Source organism: Variovorax sp. GW821-FHT10D07, from assembly GCF_059415325.1.
Genome location: NZ_JBWKMZ010000011.1, coordinates 237,857 through 255,265 on the forward strand (window position 1 = coordinate 237,857; position 17,409 = coordinate 255,265).

At 73.6% G+C, this 17,409-nt stretch carries 9 protein-coding genes; 1 reads left to right on the forward strand and 8 read right to left on the reverse strand.

Annotation, left to right across the window (positions count from 1 at the left end; translation table 11 throughout):
* The first annotated feature begins 204 nt into the window (after positions 1-204).
* The gene (locus tag AC07PU_RS28780; RefSeq protein WP_495321782.1) at positions 205-1,086 is read left to right on the forward strand and encodes a helix-turn-helix transcriptional regulator; all 882 of its coding nucleotides are present in this window, start codon (positions 205-207) and stop codon (positions 1,084-1,086) included.
* Positions 1,087-1,099: 13 nt separating this feature from the next.
* On the opposite strand, the gene AC07PU_RS28785 is transcribed toward AC07PU_RS28780, so the two are convergent.
* The 8 genes from AC07PU_RS28785 to AC07PU_RS28820 all read right to left on the reverse strand — a co-directional run bounded on the left by AC07PU_RS28785 (position 1,100) and on the right by AC07PU_RS28820 (position 17,313).
* A complete protein-coding gene (locus AC07PU_RS28785) occupies positions 1,100-3,232 on the reverse strand; it encodes a YehQ family protein (RefSeq protein WP_495321783.1) in 2,133 nt (710 codons plus the stop codon).
* The gene (locus tag AC07PU_RS28790) at positions 3,229-4,353 is read right to left on the reverse strand and encodes a VWA domain-containing protein (protein ID WP_057596088.1); all 1,125 of its coding nucleotides are present in this window, start codon (positions 4,351-4,353) and stop codon (positions 3,229-3,231) included. The genes AC07PU_RS28785 and AC07PU_RS28790 overlap by 4 nt, the downstream gene beginning before the upstream one ends.
* Positions 4,350-6,761, reverse strand: coding sequence for a DUF5682 family protein (locus tag AC07PU_RS28795; protein ID WP_495321784.1), 2,412 nt, complete (start codon positions 6,759-6,761; stop codon positions 4,350-4,352). The genes AC07PU_RS28790 and AC07PU_RS28795 overlap by 4 nt, the downstream gene beginning before the upstream one ends.
* Before the next feature lies 1 nt (position 6,762).
* Positions 6,763-7,905, reverse strand: coding sequence for an ATP-binding protein (locus tag AC07PU_RS28800; RefSeq protein WP_093351842.1), 1,143 nt, complete (start codon positions 7,903-7,905; stop codon positions 6,763-6,765).
* A 91-nt stretch (positions 7,906-7,996) separates the two neighbouring features.
* Entirely contained in the window at positions 7,997-11,431 is a 3,435-nt protein-coding gene (locus AC07PU_RS28805; RefSeq protein ID WP_495321785.1) for a DUF4132 domain-containing protein, read from the reverse strand.
* Entirely contained in the window at positions 11,428-11,880 is a 453-nt protein-coding gene (locus tag AC07PU_RS28810; RefSeq protein WP_398494022.1) for a hypothetical protein, read from the reverse strand. Before AC07PU_RS28810 ends, AC07PU_RS28805 begins: the two co-directional genes overlap by 4 nt.
* Positions 11,877-16,166 (reverse strand): DUF4132 domain-containing protein, encoded by a 4,290-nt coding sequence (locus tag AC07PU_RS28815; protein ID WP_495321786.1) that lies wholly within the window; start codon positions 16,164-16,166, stop codon positions 11,877-11,879. Before AC07PU_RS28815 ends, AC07PU_RS28810 begins: the two co-directional genes overlap by 4 nt.
* Positions 16,167-16,491: 325 nt before the next feature.
* On the reverse strand, positions 16,492-17,313 hold the full coding sequence (locus tag AC07PU_RS28820) for an SDR family NAD(P)-dependent oxidoreductase (protein ID WP_208513993.1): 822 nt from the start codon (positions 17,311-17,313) through the stop codon (positions 16,492-16,494).
* Positions 17,314-17,409 lie beyond the last annotated feature (96 nt).

Consider the following 17,409-nt stretch of genomic DNA (forward strand, 5'->3'; position numbering starts at 1 on the left):
GCGTGTGGGAGAAGTATTCGCGGCAGGGCGTTTCGGCGCTTCCGGGGAATTGCAGGCGCATGCGTGCCGCGCCGGCCCCGCGCGGCGGCGGTGCGGCTTCCGGAAAATTGCAGCGGCGCCGCGTCGGCGACCCGTCAGCGCGCTGTAAGTCCGCTCGCAAACCATCGCCGCCCGGAGACAACATACAACCACAAGGACCAGGCCATGGGCGTTCGGCAGCGCGTGCAAGGCCGCGGCCAGCCGGTCGGCATCGACCGCGGCTGCGGCAGGCTTCTCTTCGAGGCCCGCTGGGAAGGCATGCTCCTCGAGCACGAGGAGGCCGACCCGATGGACAACGTCGAGGGCGGGCTGATCCGCCACTGCGTCTCGGTCAACCTCGGCGGTCCCACGCGCTTCGAGATGCGCCTGCACGACGAGCGCTTCTGGTCCGCGACCGCGCAGCCGCTGGGCATCAGCATCCTGCCGGCCGGCGCGCAGATCAAGGGACGCACCTGGGACCCGTGCGAGGCCCTCACGCTGAGCATCGATCCGCGCCACTTCCAGAATGCCGGCGAAAGCGATGGCGGCGACCGCGCGCTGGTGCCCTGCTGCAACGTGTCGAGCCCGCTGATCGCGCAATTGCTGCTCGCGCTGCATGCCGATGCGAAGACCGGCCAGCCCGAGGGGCCCGGCTATGGCGAGACGCTGCTGATCGCGCTGCTCGCGCACCTGCGGCAGACGCACACGGCCGCGGCCAGCGAGGCGCAGGCCGAGGGCCTGCTGTCGAAGGCCGCGCTCGATCGCGTCAAGGAGCACATCCGCGGCCGGCTCGAGATCGGCGTGTCGCTGACCGCGCTGGCCGCGCTGCTCGACATGGATCCGTATGCCTTCCTGCGCGCCTTCAAGCGCAGCACCGGCGTGACGCCGCACCAGTACCTGATCCGCGCGCGCATCGAGCATGCGAAGGAGATGCTGCACCTCACGCGGCTACCGGTGACCGACATCGCGCTGCGCTGCGGCTTCGCGAGTCCCAGCCACTTCGCCGACACCTTCAAGAAGGTGGAGCGGCGCACGGCGCTCGAATACCGCAACTGCTGCGCTGTCTAGCGCGCGAACGGGGCTATTGCCCCACGCCCTGCATCCACAGGCTCAGCAGCGCGAGCCGGCCCACCAGCGCGCCGCGCTGTGCCGCGCGCAACTGGCCGAGCACGCCGCGCAGCAGCCTGGCGCTGCGCGCGAGCCCGGCCCGTTCGAGTTGCGCGGCCTGCGTCTCGGCGCGCGAGGCGGCGCCGCCGCCCTGGTGGCGCAGGCCCTGGCGCAGCCACAGCGCGAGCAGGTCGAGCGTGTCGGTGGCGAGCGCGTTGAGCGCGGGCGGCTCCTCGTGTTCGCCCTGCAGCGGCAGCGGTTGCGGCGCGGGTGCCTCGGCCTGCAGCACCACGGCGCGCTGCACCGTCAGCAGGGCCGTCGGCTGCATCACGGGCTCTCCGTCCTGCAGCCGCACGCTGCCGGCCACGGCACGCAGCGCGCCCCATTCGCCGGCGAGCGCGCGCGCGAGCGCGTCGACGGCACCGGGCGCGGCCGCGCGATGGGGCAGGGCGAGGTGCAGCGGCGGGACTTCATCGGCAGGCGCGTCGGCTTCCGTTTCGTCCGCCGCGCGCCCGATGCGCGCATGCAGCACCTGCGCCGCCGCATCCCAGTGGCTGGCCAGCACCGCCATGTGCTCGAAGGCCGCCACATGCAACTGGCCCGAGGCACCCGCCGCGGCACCGCTCGCCGCCTGGCGCGGCCGCACGAAGTCGGGCGGCGTCTCGCGCAGGTGCGCGACCAGGGCCTGCACGCTCGGCTGCTTGAGCGGCGCGACGAGGTCGTCCCAGGACTTCGGCGACAGCGGCATCACGCCGGTCTGGCGCGCGCCCGGCGCGATGTCGATCTGGCCGTTGGCGCGCCGGGTCGCGGTCTTGGTGATGACCTGCCCGCTCGCGAGCTGCCGCAGCGGAAAGCCCGCGACGCGCCGACCCAGCAGGTTGGCGGGTGTGCCGCCGGCCGTGGCATCGTCGGCGCGCGACCACTGGCGCTCGAGCACGGTCACGGCCTGCGTGTCGGGGTCGGCGAACATCACGCTCGCGCCTTCGCCGCTCTCGTCGGACCAGAGCTCGGCGCCCAGCGACACCAGCCGCAGGTGGTCGAGCGCGACCTCGCCCTTCACGCCCACGCCGAGGATCTGGCTCGCGGGCAGCGGTGGCGGCCCGGTCGCGCTGTCGGCATGGGCCGCCGCGCGCAGCCGCGCCCAGAGCTCGGCCATCACGTGCAGCAGCCGCCGCGGATCGAAACGGCTGCTGCGCGCCTGCTGCGCCTGCAGCAGCAGCCAGAGCTCGTCGATGCCGTCCTCGACCCAGCGCCAGCCCAGCGCGCGCGCCTGCTCGCGCGCGGCCTCGAAGCGCGCCGCCAGCGCCATCAGCGGCTGGCTCGAGCCATCGAGCCAGAGCGAGAGGCTCAGTGCCTCGAGCTGCGCCTGCAGAGCGCGCGCGGCCTCGCCCTGCATCAGCGCGGCGGGGCGGTGGCCGTCGCCGGCCGCGTCGCCGTCGGCCGGCGCGTGCACCTCCACCATGCGCTCGGGCGAGCCCGCGGCCAGCGGCCCGGCCTGGCGGAAGGCCCACAGCGCCACCACCACGTGGGCGCAGCCGCTGCCCTGCTTGCAGTCGCAGCGCGCATGCACCAGCGAGCTGCGCGAGAAGAAGCGCACGCTGCACATCGGCAGCCGCGCGATCGGCGGCGCGCTCGCGCTGCGCCAGGCCTGCACCGCGACCACGGGCCGCGCGGCGGCCAGGCGCTGGGCCTGTTCGATGACGGAGGGCGCGAAGCTCGCGGCGAGCGCGGCATCGTCGAAATGGGCCGGGCTCCATTCGCCGCCCGCGGCCGAGGCGTCGACCTCGTCCTCCGCCGGCGTGGCCGAGGGCGCGGGCGCGGCGCTCGCCGCCTGCGCCTGGTAGGCCAGCACCAGCATCACGCGGTGCCGGCACATGCCGCTGGCCGGGCAGCTGCACTGCGCATCGCGCAGGGTGCGGCCCGGCGGCAGGCTGGTGCGCACGCCGTCGTCGAAGCGCGCGCTCACCGTGCCGTCGTCGGCGGTCTCGAGCAGCGGCAGCAGGCCGGCCGCCACGTCCTTCTGCGCGCGCTTCACGAAGCCCGCGTTGGCCAGCGCGGTCAGCGCCTCGGGCGTGAGTTCGAGCAGGTCGCCGCGCGCCGCCGTCATGCCTGCACCTTCTCGGCCAGCCAGCCCGCGAGCTGGCCCGGCGTCATGGCGCCGATCTGCGCCCCCTCGCGCACCAGCCGCGCGGCCATCTCGCGGTCGTAGCTCGGCTCGGCCTTTGCGTCGAGCGCGGCCAGGCCCAGCACCTTGGCACCGGCCTCCACCAGCGCCTTCACGCGGCGCACCAGCTCGTAGGGGCTGCCGCCTTCGTAGAAGTCGCTGACCAGCACCACGATGGTCTTCGCGGGATTGGCCACCAGCGACTGCGCATAGGCCACGGCCTTCGCGATGTCGGTGCCGCCGCCGAGCTGCACCTTCATCAGCAGCTCGACCGGGTCCGACACGTCGGCCGTGAGGTCGACCACCGCGGTGTCGAAGGCCACCAGCCGCGTGCGCATGCCCGGCAGCTGCCAGAGGCAGGCGGCCATCACCGCGCTGTGGATCACCGAGTCGACCATCGAGCCGCTCTGGTCGATCAGCAGGATGATGTCCCAGGGTTCGGCATGGCGCTTGGTGCGGCTGATGAACACCGGCCGCTCCACGTAGAGCTTGCGCCGCTGCGGGTCGTAGCGGTGCAGGTTGGCCGCCAGGGTCTGCTTGAAGTCGAAGTTGCGCGCCACCTTCATGCGCGAGCGCCGGCGCCGGTCGCGGCTGCCGCTGAAGGCCTGCCGCACCTCGGTCGCGAGCTTCTCCATGATGCGCCGCACCACCTCGGCCACCAGCTTGCGCGCGGCCGCGAGCACCTCGGGGTTCATCAGGTGCTTGGTGTGCAGCACGGCGCGCAGCAGCGATTCGGAAGGCTCGATGCGCTCGAGCACCTCGAGGTTGGTCACCACCTCGTCGATGCCGTAGCGCTCCACCGCGTCCTGCTCGAGCCGCTCGATCACTTCCTTGGGAAACAGCGTGTGGATGGCGTTGATCCAGTCGGGCGTGCTGAGCGCCGAGGGCCCGAGGCCGGCGCTGCGTTCGCCGCGCTCGGCGCGGTCGCCATCGCGGCCGTAGAGCCAGTCGAGCGCGGCGTCGGCGGCCTGCGCCTCGGCGCTCAGGCCGCCGCAGGCCCGCTCGGCCGGATCGCCGAGCAGCAGGCGCCAGCGCTGCAGCGGATCGGGGATGTCGAGGCTCATGGCTGCTCTTCCGTATCGAGGCTCAGGCCCCAGCCGGCCAGGCGCGCGATCGCCGCGTCCTCGGCGGCGCGCGCCGCGGCCAGCGCCTCGGGCGCGGCCTCGCCCTCGCGCCGCGCCGTGAGCGCGCGGCGCGACAGGTGGGTGGCATCGTGCAGCGCCAGCACCTGGTCGGCGAGCCGGCCGCGCTCCTGCGGCGGCAGCCAGGCAAAGGCCGCGCGCAGGCTCGGCATGGCGCGCACGAAGTCGGCATTGTCCAGTGCCTGCACGGTGCGGTCCATGCCGGCGGCGAAGGCGGGCTCGGACGACAGCGTCTCGCGCGCCAGCGCGAGCAGGCCCGTGAGCGCATCGCCGAGCACCGGCGCGGGCATCGCGTGCAGCAGCTGCATCGCATCGGCCACGCCGGCCTGCGGGGCCTGCGGCACGCGGTGCGCGAGGCTCAGCGTCGCGCCCAGCGCCGCGCCGCGGCTCAGCGGTGCCGCGCCGGCATCGGCCGCCTTGCGCTGCCACACGGCGAGCGCGCGCGCGGGCTCCACGTCGAGCGGCTCGGCCTGCGCCGCGTCCTCGCGGTCGGCCAGCACGTCGGCCACGATGCGGCGCAGCGCGAGGTGGCCCTGCAGGTGCGCGTCGATGTCGGACGGCGCGATCGCGGCGGGCGGCTCGAGCAACCACAGCGCGCGGTCGAAGCCGGCCTCGATCGCCACCCGCAGCACCGGCGCGTCGGCCATGCCGAGCAACTGGCCGTGGCGCAGCAGCGTATGCATCACCGCCAGGGCGGGGCCCATGGCCTCGAAGCGCGGCTCCTGCGCCATCGCCTGCTGCAGCTCGCGCAGCAACGCGCCGCTGAGCGCCGGCAGGCCGGCCCAGGCGGCCTGGTTGAGGCCCTCGGCCAGCGGACCGATGCGGCCCTTCGCATGGCGCAGCTCGTCCTCGAGCCGCGCGCGCGCCGCATCGTGCAGGTTGGCGCCCCAGGCGCCGGCCTCGATCAGCGCGGCCTGCTGCTCGAAGGGCTGGCCCAGGGTCCAGACCTCGGTGCGTTCGCCCGACATCGCGAGCTTCGGCCCCTGGCTGCGCACCACGCCGGGCAGGCGCAGCAGCGCGAGACGGTGCAGCACGCGGCTGCGCGCGCGGTCGGCGGCATCGAGCAGGTCGAGCTTGCGCTGGCCGCGCAGCTCGATGCCGTGCGCCGCGAGCTCGTCGCGCACCGACTTCACCAGCGGCGGCTGCGGTGTGCCGTCGGCGAGCTGGCCCGCGATGTCGCCGGCCAGCACGTCCATCGCCTGCACCAGCACCGGCGCGGTGCCGGGGCGCATCGGGCCACGGTAGGTCCAGGGCAGCGGCGCGTCCAGCGCTTCCTTGACCAGCGCGCCGGCCAGCGCGTCGAGCCAGTCGGAGCGCAGCGGCTTCTCGTGGCCGCGCAGCCGCGCCAGGCCCTGCGCGCGCAGGTGCACCGCCATCAGGTCGGCGGTGGAGGCCGGCAGCTTCCTGTCGCGCAGCCGCTGCATCACCTGCTGCAGCGCGCGGTGCGCGGCGCCCTCGGGGCCGAGCTCCCACATCCACTGGTAGTAGGCCGGTGAGGGCATGCCCGAGGCATAGCCCGCGAAGGCATCGAGCCGCTTGAAGGTGTAGGGCACGAGGTAGGAGCCGTAGCGCACCACGGTGTCCTGGTCGCTGGCATTTGGGCCGGCATCGGGCGTGTCCTCGACCTCGGGTTCGGGCGTCTCCGGCATCTGCGCCGGCAGCCCGGGCCACAAGCGCGCGAGCGCGGGTGCGTGGTAGCCGCCGCAGACCACCAGCACCGGCGCGCCGGCCTGCACCGCGGGCTGCGCCATGGCCCAGGCGATCCAGCGCGCCATCATGGTCTCGCGCGCCTGGTTGCCGAGCGAGCCCGGGTCCTCGCCGCGCAGGTGCTCGAAGTAGGTGGACAACCGCTGCGCGAGTTCGGCGCTGTCGCAGCCGTCCTCGAACAGGTGATCCCACAGCGCGTCGCGGCCCTGCACCGAGAGCTGCTCGGTCAGCGCGCGCTCGTAGGCCGCGGCGCGTTCCTCGTGCTGGGTGTCGGCCACGTCGGCATAGCGGTTCTCCATGCGCGAGAAGGCGTCGTGCCAGGCGGGCAGGTCGATGAAGCGCACTTCGGCACCGACCTCGCGGCCGGCCTGCAGCGCCTGCCATTCGGGCGAGTGCTCGGCGAACGGCGACCACGAGCCGTGGTGCGTCTCGCCGGCCGAGAGGTAGCTGTAGATCGCCACCGGCAGCCGGTGCGGCAGGTAGAGCTCCTCGAGCCGCGCGTTGAAGTCGGCCGGGCCTTCGATCAGCACATGGGCCGGGCGCAGCGCGCGGATGCGCTCGGCCACCAGCCGCGCGCAGGCGGGGCTGTGGTGGCGCACGCCGACGATGTGGGGCGCGTTCATCTCAGGGCAGGCGGTGGCGGGCCTCGTAGTAGGCGCGCCAGTGCTCGCCGCTGCGCTTGGCCGCCTTCTGCTCGAAGTAGCGGCGCAGCTTGGCGCGGTCGTCGGCGTTGTCCTTGACCACCGTGCCCGCGATGCAGTCGACCAGGTCTGCTGGCGAGCCCTCGCGCTGCTCGAGGAACCAGGCGCGCACGCCCACCGCGTGCGCCACGTTGACCGCCTCGGCGGTCGACATCACGGCCGTGAGCCGGTCCATCGCGGCGTCGCTGCCGCCGCCGTTCTTCTCGGAGGAAGCGGGCGCGCCGCGCAGGTCGCGGAAGGTGGCCACCAGCAGCTCGAGCACCGGCTGCGGCACCGTCTTCGGAATGCCGCTCTGCGCGAGCAGCCGCGCCGACGATTCGCGCACCAGCGCGAGCTCGCGCTCGAAGTCGAGGATCGGGAACACGGTCTCGAAGTCGAAGCGGCGCTTGAGCGCGGCGCTCATCTCGTTGACGCCGCGGTCGCGCGTGTTGGCGGTGGCGATGATGTTGAAGCCCTCGCGCGCATAGAGCATGCCATGCTCGCCCGAGAGCTCGGGCACGGCCATCACGCGGTCGGACAGCATGCCCAGCAGGCAGTCCTGCACCTCGAGCGGCGCGCGCGTGATTTCCTCGAAGCGCACCACCTGGCCCTGCTGCATGCCGATGTACAGCGGCGCCGGCACCATCGCGCGCGGGCTCGGGCCCTCGTTGATCAGCAGCGCGTAGTTCCAGCCGTACTTGATCTGGTCCTCGGTGATCGAGGCGCCGCCCTGGATGGTCAGCGTGGACACGCCCGAGATCGCGGTCGCCAGCAGTTCCGAGAGCATCGACTTCGCGGTGCCCGGCTCGCCCACCAGCATCAGGCCGCGGCCGGTGGCCAGGGTGACCAGCATGCGCTCGATGCTCGCGACCGGCGCCACGATCTTCGGCGCGATGCCCAGCTGCGCATCGCCGAGGATGAAGGCGCGCGCGGCCTTCAGGCTCATGGCCCAGCCCGGCGGGCGCGGGTCCTTGTCCTGCGCCTGCAGCTGCGCGATCTGCGCGGCGTACTGGATCTCGGCAGGCGGGCGCTGCAGGGCAGGGGAACCGGTGGGTGGGGTGTCTGTCGGCTTGCGGGAGGTGGCCATGGTCTGGATCGGTGTCGGATCTGAAAAGGGCGCGGGATGGTGCCCGCGCGAATGAACATAGCAGAGCGATGGCAGGACGGCGCAGCGCTCCTCAGCGCGCGCCCAGCGCGTCGATGTCGCGCACCGCCTCGCTGAAGACGATGGGATCGAGTTCGCCGAACGGGTGGCCGTGGTGCAGCACGTCGAGCGTCTGGTCCTCGCCGGCGCCCGCGTTGTCGAGGCCGGGCCCGAAGCGCAACGAGAGCGCGCGGCCGCCGCCCAGCCCTAGCCAGGCATGGTCGTAGGCACCGCCGCCGCCGCGCCCGCGCAGCCAGCCGCGCGACTCCAGCGCCCACAGCGGGCCGGGCCGCGCGATGCGGCCCGACCAGCGCGTGAGCGCGGTCAGCGCGCGTTCGTCCTCGCGCGGCGCATGCACGGCGCGGTGCAGCTGCTCGAAGGGCTGGATCAGCTCGTAGTCGGCGAACTGCTGTGCGAAGGCGGCGATCTGCGCGGCGCTCAGCTGCAGCGGATGGGCGACGACGATGCGCGCGGCATCGTGGTCGTCGAAGGCCTGCGGCGCTTCGTCGGCATCGACCCATTCGCCTTCGGCGCTCACGCGGAAGGCGGCGCGCAGCAGCGTCAGGCCGCGCGCGTCGCGCCCGCCCTCGGTCACGCCCCACACCAGCCGCTCGGCCAGGTGGCGCATCAGCGGATGCCCGGCGATGAAGCGGTGGAAGTCTTCCACCGGCCAGCCGCGGCCCGTGCGCATCGCGCGTTCCAGCCGCAGCGGCTGCTGGGCCGCGACGGTGGCGGCATCCTGCTTGAGCGCCTTGAAGCGTTCCGCGGCCGCGGCCGCGAGTTCGGCATCGTCGCTCGCGCGTGGCCGCGGCGCCGTGGCCAGGCGCGCGCCCGGCCGGCCCTCGACCGATTCGCGCACGAAAGGCACCAGCGCCTCGTCGAAGCCGACATGGAACTGGCGCGGCCCGAAGTCCAGTAGCAGGCCGCCGCGCTCGTCCAGGCCGAGGTCGGGCGCGATCCGGTCCTCGAGTTCGTCGCCGCTCAGGCCGCGTTCGGCCGCGGCCTGCGCTAGCTTCTCGGCGGCCGCATGGCGCACCGTGGCGATGCGGTTCTTGCGCGCGATCGCGTCGAGCTGCATCAGCGCGACGTCGCTGCCCAGCCGCGCCAGCGCCTCGAGCACCCAGCCGATGCGCGTGGCGGTGCCGCCCGCGCCCGGAGCGCTCCAGCGCCGCACGAGGGCGCCGAGCCGGCGCGCCGTGTCGTCGGTGCCGACCAGGCCGAGCGCGCGCAGCGCCCAGTTGCCGGGCGCGCCGGCGCCCGCGGCCTCCCACGATTCGCAGGCGTCCCAGGCGAAGTCGGCCAGGCTCTGGGGCTCGCAGGCGGCGCGCACGGCGTCCAGGCCCGCATAGCCCTGCGGCAGGTCGGCCGCGAAGCTCAGCATCAGGCCCAGCGGCTGCAGCGCCTCGTCGGGCAGCGCGAGGCCGTCGTCGCGCAGCCGCGGCTTGCGCCAGCCGGCCGGTTGCCAGAAGGCCGGGAGCTTGCTGCGTGCGTGGATGCGCGACGGGAAGTCGCGCAACGGATCCTCGGCCAGCAGCGCATCGACTGCGGTCGCCACGGCCGGGTCGTCATGGCGGCGCGCAATGGCGCGCAGCGCCTCGGCCTGTTCCAGCGCGGCCATGGCGCGCAGCGCGGCGCGGGCCTGCTGGCGTGCCTCGCCCTCGGGGCCCAGCGCGGCTGGCAGCAGGCCGGCGGCGGCATGCGACGCGAAGCGCAGCAGCCACTGGCGTGCCTGCGCGCGGCGCGTCGGCCGGCGCGCGAGCGCCTGCGCCATGAAGGGCGCGAGCTGCGTGGCGCCGATGAAGCGCGCGACGAAATGCTCGTCGCCATCGTTGGCCAGTGCCTGCAGCAGGCCCGGCAGCGCGGCGGCGCCGAAGCGCGCCACGAAGCCGCCGGCGCGCGGCGCTTCCTTGCCGCTGCCGACGGCATTCCAGAACGCCAGCCCGGTGGCCGGCGGCAGGAACCAGGCGGCCTGCACCGCAATGAAGTTGCCGTACTGGCGGCGGTCGGGCGCGGCATCGTCGTGCACGCGTTGCCAGTCGGCGATGAAGCGCTCGAGCGCCTGCGGCGGCTGCGTGTGCAGCGCGGCGACGCGTTCCGGCGTCCATTCGCGCAGCCGCTCGCCGATGGCGCGCTCGGCCTCCATCGGCTGGCGGTAGACATAGGGCGTGTCGCGGTCGATCCAGTCCTGGCGGACCTCGTCGCCCCAGTCCTCCTCGGGCGGCACCTCGAGCACGGGCAGGCCGGCCAGCACCAGCGGCGGCGCCGCATCGGCCGCGCGCCGCGCCCAGGGCGGGTCGGCGAGCACCGCGGGCCAGCGCGCGCGGTCGGCGAAGGCCTCGGGCGCCGCGCCGGCCTGGTCGGCGACCGCGCCGAGCTGGCGCCGCACGGCGGCCGGCAGTGCCGGTAGCAGCGCGGGCAAGCGCTCGCCGAGCGTGCCGGCCAGGGTCTTGAGCTGCGGCACCAGGCGCGCGGCGCCGGCCTTGGGCAGGCCGCCGTCCTCGAGCACCTGCGCGAGCGCGAGGAAGCAGCGCTCGGGGCGTTCACCCGCGACCCAGCCCAGCGCCTTGGCGCAGGCGGCGTCGGCGGCGGTCATGCGCGCCAGCGCCTCGGTGGCCTCGGGCGTGCCGAAGGCGGCCAGCGTCCAGGCCACGGCCACGCTGCGCTGGCGCGCGCCGAGGTCCAGCAGCAGGGGCAGCAGCGCCTCGCCGTGTTCGCGCAGCAGCAGCGCGAGCAGCGACGGCTGGTCGAGCAGCCGCGTGCCGTCGCCCGCCACTTCGGCCAGCGGCAGGCCGGCAGCCCAGCGCAGCCAGGGACCGCAGCGCTCGAGCTGCTCGGGCGTGGCCTGGTCGAACAGCTGCCGCGCGTGCGGGCGCCATTCGGGCAGCGCGATCGCGAAGCGGGCGCGCGCGGCCAGCGGCAGTTGCGGGTCGAGCGCGCGCAGCCGCTCGATGCAGGCGGCGCGCGTTGCGGCGTCGGCCTCCATCCAGTGGCCGCGGAACTGCCACAGCGAACTCGCGGGCTGGCCCCAGAAGGAATGGGCGCCATCGTCGGGCGGCGCATCCTGGCGCAGCGGCTTGTGGCCGATGCGTTCGCGCCGCCAGCGCGCCGCATGCAGCAGCGCGTCGAAGGCGGTGGCCAGGCCGTGCTGCAGCACCAGCCAGTGCACCAGCGCCTCGGCCGGCTCGTCGCGGCCGGTGTAGGCCTGCTCGCGGAAGCGCGCGATCATCAGGCCCAGCAGTCGCGTGTCGGCCGCGTCCATTGCGGCCTCGAGCCAGCCGCGCGTGGCGGGCGAGCGCACTTCGAAGGGCTCGGGCAGCAGCGCGTCGACCGCGTACTCGCCGCACTTGTCGAGCACGCGCTTGCGCAGCGTGGGCAGCGAGGCGGCCTTGGGCGGGGGCTTCGCGCCGGGCTCGCCGGGCGGCAGCGCGTTCTGGAGTTCGGGTGGCAGGGCGAAGCTGGAAGCGGTCATCTGGAGGGCTGCTCGAGCAGCTGGTAGCGGCCGGGCGCGCCGGCCTCGATCGCGATGTCGGTGGTCTCGTGGGAATAGCTGTGGGTGCTGCGCAGCCGGATGCGCGGGCCCTCGAAGGTGCGGGCGCGCTCGTCGACGGCGAGCACGTTCATGCCGCCCGACAGCTCCTTGACCAGCACCCGCGCCACCCGGCGCGCCGGTCCGCGCTCGCCGCTCGCGAGCCATTCGAGCCACAGCCGCGAGTGCACGTGCTCGAAGCCCTGGTGGACGATCACGATGCGCAGCACGCCGCCGTCGCGCGCCGTGCGCCATTCGCCGCCGGTGGCCACGGTGTCGACCTGCGGCGGCACCTCGGGCGCCACGTCACGCGCGGCCGCGGGGGCCAGCGCCGCGAGCAGCAGGCCCGCGGCCAGCAGCCAGGACCTCGGCCGCGCGGCCGCCGCGCTCAAGCGCGCAGCCCTTCCATGTCGCGGATCAGCTCGCTGGCCGAGATCGGATCGAGCTGGTCCAGCGTCTCGGCGTTCTGCATGTTGCCCCAGCCCGAGGGCTTGCCGACCTGCACCTCGCCGAGCTTCTGCTCGGGGTACTCGTCGACCATGCCGACGATGATGCCGGGGTCGAGGTAGAGCTCGATCACGCGGTTCGGACCCAGCGGCTTGCTGAAGTACCAGATGCCGCCGCCGTCCTGCGCCTCGCCGCGGCGCCAGCCCTTGTTGACCAGGCCCAGCACGCGGCCCGTGGGCACGGTGGCGTCCTTCCAGCGCTCGAGCTTCTGGCTCTTCTTCTCGTCCTCGGTCAGCACGTAGGTGTCGCGGCCGATCTGCGCGAAGGGCTGCAGCAGCTCGTAGTCGGCGAACACCTGGCCGAAGGCGCCCGCGTCGGCCGGCGAGATCTCGAGCGCATGCGGCACGCCGATGCGTATGTCCTCGCCCGCGGGCAGCTCGAAGGGATCGTCCTCGGCGGTGGTGAAGCTGCCGTCCTCGGCCACGCGGAAACACGCCAGCAGCTCGCCGCCGTAGCTGGCCTCGCCCTGCACGCGGTAGGCGCCCCAGATCAGCCGCTGCACCAGGTGGCGCACGAGAGGGTGCTCGACCAGGAAGGTGCGGAACACCTCGGGCGTCCAGCGCCGGCGCACGCACATCGCGACCTCGAGCCGCAGCAGCTGCTGGCTCGCGATGGTGCGCACGTCCTTCTTGAGCAGCTTGAAGCGCTCGACCGCCTCCTTGCTCTTCTCGGCGTCGTCGGTCTTCTTGGGCTTGGGCAGGTCGGACAGGCGCGCGCCGTCCACGCCGTCGGCGCGCTCGCGCACATAGGGCTTGAGCGCCTCGTCGAAGCCGACCTTGAAGCTGCGCGGCCCGAAGTCCAGCAGCAGGGTGCCCTGTTCGTCGAGGCCGAGGTCGGGCGCGAGCCGGTCCTCGAGTTCCTCGGTCGAGAGGCCGCGCGCCTCGGCGATCGTGTCGATCTTCTCGCGCGCGCGGTCCTGCAGGCCCTTGAACTTCACCTTCTGCGCGATGCCGTTGAGCAGCATCAGCGCCACGTCGGAGCCGATACCGGCCAGCACGTCGAGGCCGGTGACGGCGCGCGCATGCGCGGCCTCGCCGGGCCAGGCGCGGATGAAGGGCGTGAGCCGGCGCGCCGTGTCGTCGTTGCCGAGGAAGCCGAGCACCGTGAGCGCCCAGCCTTCCTTGCTCGGGCCGCCGGCCTCGAGCCAGGCGCTGAAGGCGTCCCAGGCGAAGTCGGCCAGCGACTCGGGTGCGCAGGCTTCCTTGACCACCGCGATGCCGCCGTAGACCTCCTCGTTGGTCGGGAAGGTGAGCATCTGGCCCAGGTGGTCGAGCGCCTCGTCGGGCAGCGCCTTGCCGTTGCGCAGCACCGGCCGGCGCCAGCCGCGCGGCTGCCAGAACTCGGGCAGCTTCGCGCGCTTGGTGGGGAAGCGGTCGAGCGGGCTTTCCTCGAGCACGGCGCGCAGCGCCTGCACCGCTTCGTCCTTGCCGTAGCGGCCGGCCACTTCGAGCAGCAGCTCGGCATGGCCCTCGGCCTGCAGCAGGCGCAGCGCCGAGCCCGCCGCGTCGCGCGCCTCGCCGGCCTTGCCGAGCGCGGGCGCGATCAGGCCGCAGGCCGCGTGTTCGGGGTACTTGAGCAGCCAGTCGCGGCCGGCCTGGCGCACGGTCTTGAGCTTGGCGAAGGCGCGCGCGGCCGGTGCCGCGAGTTCCACCGCGCCGTAGTTCAGCGCGAGCTGCAGGTTCTCGCCGGGCTTGGCGCGCACCACCGACAGCAGCCCCGGCAGCGCGGGCAGGCCGAAGTTCGCCATCACGAAGTCGGCGCCCTGGGTCTCGGCCTGGCCGGCCACCGCGTTCCAGAACGGCACGCCGAGTTCGGGCGGCAGCAGCGCCGCATAGCGCGCATCGAACCAGAAGAAGTAGTAGCGCTCCTGCTTGCGCGCGGCCAGCATGCCACGCCAGGCGGCGATCAGCTTGCTGGCATCGCCGCTGCGGATGCCTTCGCGCGCGGTGTCGAGGATCGGGTCGCGCAGGCTCGCGAGCAGTTCCTTCTCGCGCGCCTCGCCGCGCTGGTGGATGTCCTGCAGCACCGCGGCATCGGGCATGTCCTCGGCCTCGTAGGCGGCCTGCATCAGCTTCACCTGCTCCTCGTGCGCGAGCTTGCTGGCCTTGCTCTCGAAGCCCAGCTCCTTGAGCATCACCTGCACGTCGGTGCGCGCGGTCGCGAAGCGGTTCACCTGCCACGAGGTGCCGGGCCGCTGCGCCTCCTCGCGCGCGCCCGGCGCCCACTGCTCGACCGGCGCCAGCGCGAGCGGCTCGAGCGCGAGCACCGCGGCTGCCTTCTTCTGCACCTTGGCGAGCCAGGGCGGCGAGGCCAGCACGCCTGGCAGCTCGCTGGCATCGGCGACCTCGCTCGGGCCCGACAGCAGCGCGAGCTGGCGGTCGATCGCGCCCTGCGCGCCGGCATCGAGCCAGGGCCGCAGGCCGTCGACCAGGCCGCCGTGCGCGCGCAGCAGCCGCGTGAGGCTGGGCGTGAGCAGGCCCGCGTCCTTGCCGCCGGCGGCCACCAGCCGCGCCAGCGCGACGATGGCGGCCTGCGGCCAGCGGTCCACCGCGAGCGACAGCCGCGCCAGCGCCGCCTTCGAACCGCTCGCGACCTTGGCGAGCGCCGCCACCGCCTCGGGCGTGCCGATGGCCGCGAGCGTCTCGCCCGCGTGTTCCTCGGCCGCGCCGCGCTCGAGCAGCGCCACGGCCTCGGTGCCGCGTTCGAGCAGCGCGGTGGCCGTCATCTTGTAGTGGCCCCAGAAGCCGCTCGAATAGCTCAGCCGCACCTTGGCGGCCTGCGCGGCGGCGGCGGCATCGGTGATGGTCAGCAGCAGCCAGTGCAAGGTCTCGCCGCTGTCCTTCTCTCCGGCCAGCCGCAGCGCGAGGGCGTTCGAGAGTTCAGGCCGCTCGGGCAGCAGCAGTGCGGCCAGTGGCTGGCGGCTCGGATGCAGCGAGGGCAGCGCGGCCTCGATCAGGTCGGCACACTGCTGCCACTCGGCCTCGGGTGCGGTCGAGAGCTGCTCGCGCAGCACTTCCTCGGCATCGCCCACGGCGCCGTACCAGCCGTGGTTGACGGCCTGGCCGGGGTTGCCCGAGAAGCGGCTGCGCCACTTCTTGGCCTGCTGGTCGTAGCTGCCTTCCACCTGCAGGCGCAGCGCCGACAGGTAGACCTCGATCGCGCCGGCCAGCCCGTACTGCGCGACCAGGTACTGGATCAGGAACACCACCGAGCCGGCCTTGTCGCGGCGCGTGTTGTGGTCCATGAAGGCCAGCAGCAGCGCATCGGCCTCGGCATCGGGCGCGGGCGTGGCGGGCTTGTCGCGCGCGAGCATGCGCTCGGCTGCGGGCCGCAGCGCGGCATCGGTCGCGGCCAGGTCCAGCGGCAGCTCGAGGTCGTTGCAGGCCCGCTTCCAGGCCTGCGCCAGGTCGAGCACCGGCCGGGTCGAGGGAAAGCGCCGCGAGGCATAGGCGAACTCGCGCGTCTGCGCCGTGATGCGCAGCGGCGCGCCCTGCGCAAGCCAGGGCGGCGCGCCTTCGGTCACGGGCTGGGCAGGGGTCTCGCCGTGCGCGGCCACCGCGCGTTGCGCGAGCTCGCGCGCCGCATCCTGTGCCTTCTCGCGCACCTCGGCGGTGGTGCCCCAGCCCGACAGCAGGCCATGGGACTTGAGCTCCTCGAAGGCCATCGTGGCGCCTTGCTCGCTCACGCCGTACTGGCGCTTGAGCGCGGCGGCCGAGAACTTGTCGCCGGTCTTGACGCTGCCGTCCTCGATCGCGATGCGCACGGCCTCGACGACGCGCTCGCACTGGCTGTCGAGGCTTTCGCTCGCGACGGGCGGCGGTGCCGGCGTGGCGGGTGCGGGGGCGGATGCGGTGACCTTCGTCGCTGCCTCCACGGGTGCAGCCGCAGGCGCCGCGGCGGGTGCGGCGGCAGGCGCTTCCGCCTTCGGCTTGGCCTCGGTCTTGCCGATGCTCGCATCGGCGCTCACGCCGACTTCCTTGTAGCCCTTGCCGGTCTTCTCGCTCACCAGCTTGGTCAGCGCGGTGGCGGTCTTCGCGGCATCGGCGAAGGACTTGGTCTGGCTCTGGCCCGCGGTGCCGATGCGGCCCCAGCGGATGTTGAGATCGTTCTCCGCCTGTTCCACTTCCCAGAACTTGCTGGCGGTTCCCTCGATCAGTTCAAAACGGCGCATGGAAAGAAAATCCTCCTGGGGTTCGTCGGTGAGCGGACATCAAGAAGCGTTGCCGTACGCAAGCCTGGAGGCAGGATAGGCGCGCCATGTGAACGCCGCGTGCCAGCGGCGCATCGAAGGGCGCGGGGGTTCAAGACGCAGGCGCCCGATGGGCACCCGGCAGTCGCATGCTGCGCGCCGGAGCGATCGGGAAAGGACAACGCATGGGCGCGATCATGCCCGCGAGGCACGCTCGCGTGCACCTCCAAAAGTCGCAAGGCTACGTAGGGCGTCGGGAATGTACGAAGAAGGTTCCGACGTTCGCGCGTCGACGGTCCGGGACGGCTCAGGAAGGCGCGTGCGCGCTGCCCGGTTCCGCGATCCTGCGGTGTTGCTCGGCCAGCGCGGGCGAGGGCATCACGCGCGACAGCGCCACCTGCATCTTGTTGCGCCAGCCCGCGATCACGCCGCTCTCGCCCTTCATCAGCGCCTCGAAACCTTCCCTCGCCACCTCGGCCGGATCGGCCTTGTCGGACTGCTGGCCCACGCGCGTGTCGAGCATGTCGGCGCGCGCGAAGAAGTGGGTGTCGGTCACGCCGGGCATCAGGCAGGTCACGGTCACGCCCGTGTCCTTGAGCTCGTTGCGCAACGCCATCGCGAAGGAATCGATGAAGGCCTTGGTGCCGTTGTAGACCGCCTGGAACGCACCGGGCTGGAAGCCCGCGATCGAGCCCGTGATGAGGATGCGGCCCTGGCCGCGCTCGCGCATCGCGCGGCCCACGCGCTGCACCAGGTAGAGCGTGCCGGTCACGTTGGTGTTGATCACGTGCTGCACGTCGTGGAATTCCTGGTCGAGGAAGCCATGGCCCAGGCCGTGGCCCGCGTTGGCGAACAGCACGTCGATCGGCCGGTCCTCGCAGGCCGCGAGCAGCGCGTCGACGCCGTCGCGCGTGGCGAAGTCCTCGCGCACCGCGAACACGCGCGCGCCCAGCGCGCGCAGGTCGGCCTCGGCCTGCGCCAGCGATTCGTCGGCGCCGATCAGCAGGTCGTAGCCATGTTCGGCCGCGCGCCGCGCGAGCTGGTAGCCGATGCCCGAGGAGGCGCCGGTCACCAGCGCGAGCGGGCGACGCTCGGCGCCGGGGAACACGTCGGGGGAGGGTGTCTGCATGCCGGTCTCCTGCGTTGCACCGCGTGGACGCTGCCGGAAATCGGCCGTGGCGCGCCGTGCATGGAAGCCAGCGTAGAAGGCCCGCGCGCCTTCCTT

What these genes read in the sequence shown, in the direction of transcription:
- AC07PU_RS28780 (WP_495321782.1), top strand. Translation starts at nt 205, where the DNA reads ATGGGCGTTCGGCAGCGCGTGCAAGGCCGCGGCCAGCCGGTCGGCATC.
- AC07PU_RS28785 (WP_495321783.1), bottom strand. Translation starts at nt 3,232, where the DNA reads ATGACGGCGGCGCGCGGCGACCTGCTCGAACTCACGCCCGAGGCGCTG.
- AC07PU_RS28790 (WP_057596088.1), bottom strand. Translation starts at nt 4,353, where the DNA reads ATGAGCCTCGACATCCCCGATCCGCTGCAGCGCTGGCGCCTGCTGCTC.
- AC07PU_RS28795 (WP_495321784.1), bottom strand. Translation starts at nt 6,761, where the DNA reads ATGAACGCGCCCCACATCGTCGGCGTGCGCCACCACAGCCCCGCCTGC.
- AC07PU_RS28800 (WP_093351842.1), bottom strand. Translation starts at nt 7,905, where the DNA reads ATGGCCACCTCCCGCAAGCCGACAGACACCCCACCCACCGGTTCCCCT.
- AC07PU_RS28805 (WP_495321785.1), bottom strand. Translation starts at nt 11,431, where the DNA reads ATGACCGCTTCCAGCTTCGCCCTGCCACCCGAACTCCAGAACGCGCTG.
- AC07PU_RS28815 (WP_495321786.1), bottom strand. Translation starts at nt 16,166, where the DNA reads ATGCGCCGTTTTGAACTGATCGAGGGAACCGCCAGCAAGTTCTGGGAA.
- AC07PU_RS28820 (WP_208513993.1), bottom strand. Translation starts at nt 17,313, where the DNA reads ATGCAGACACCCTCCCCCGACGTGTTCCCCGGCGCCGAGCGTCGCCCG.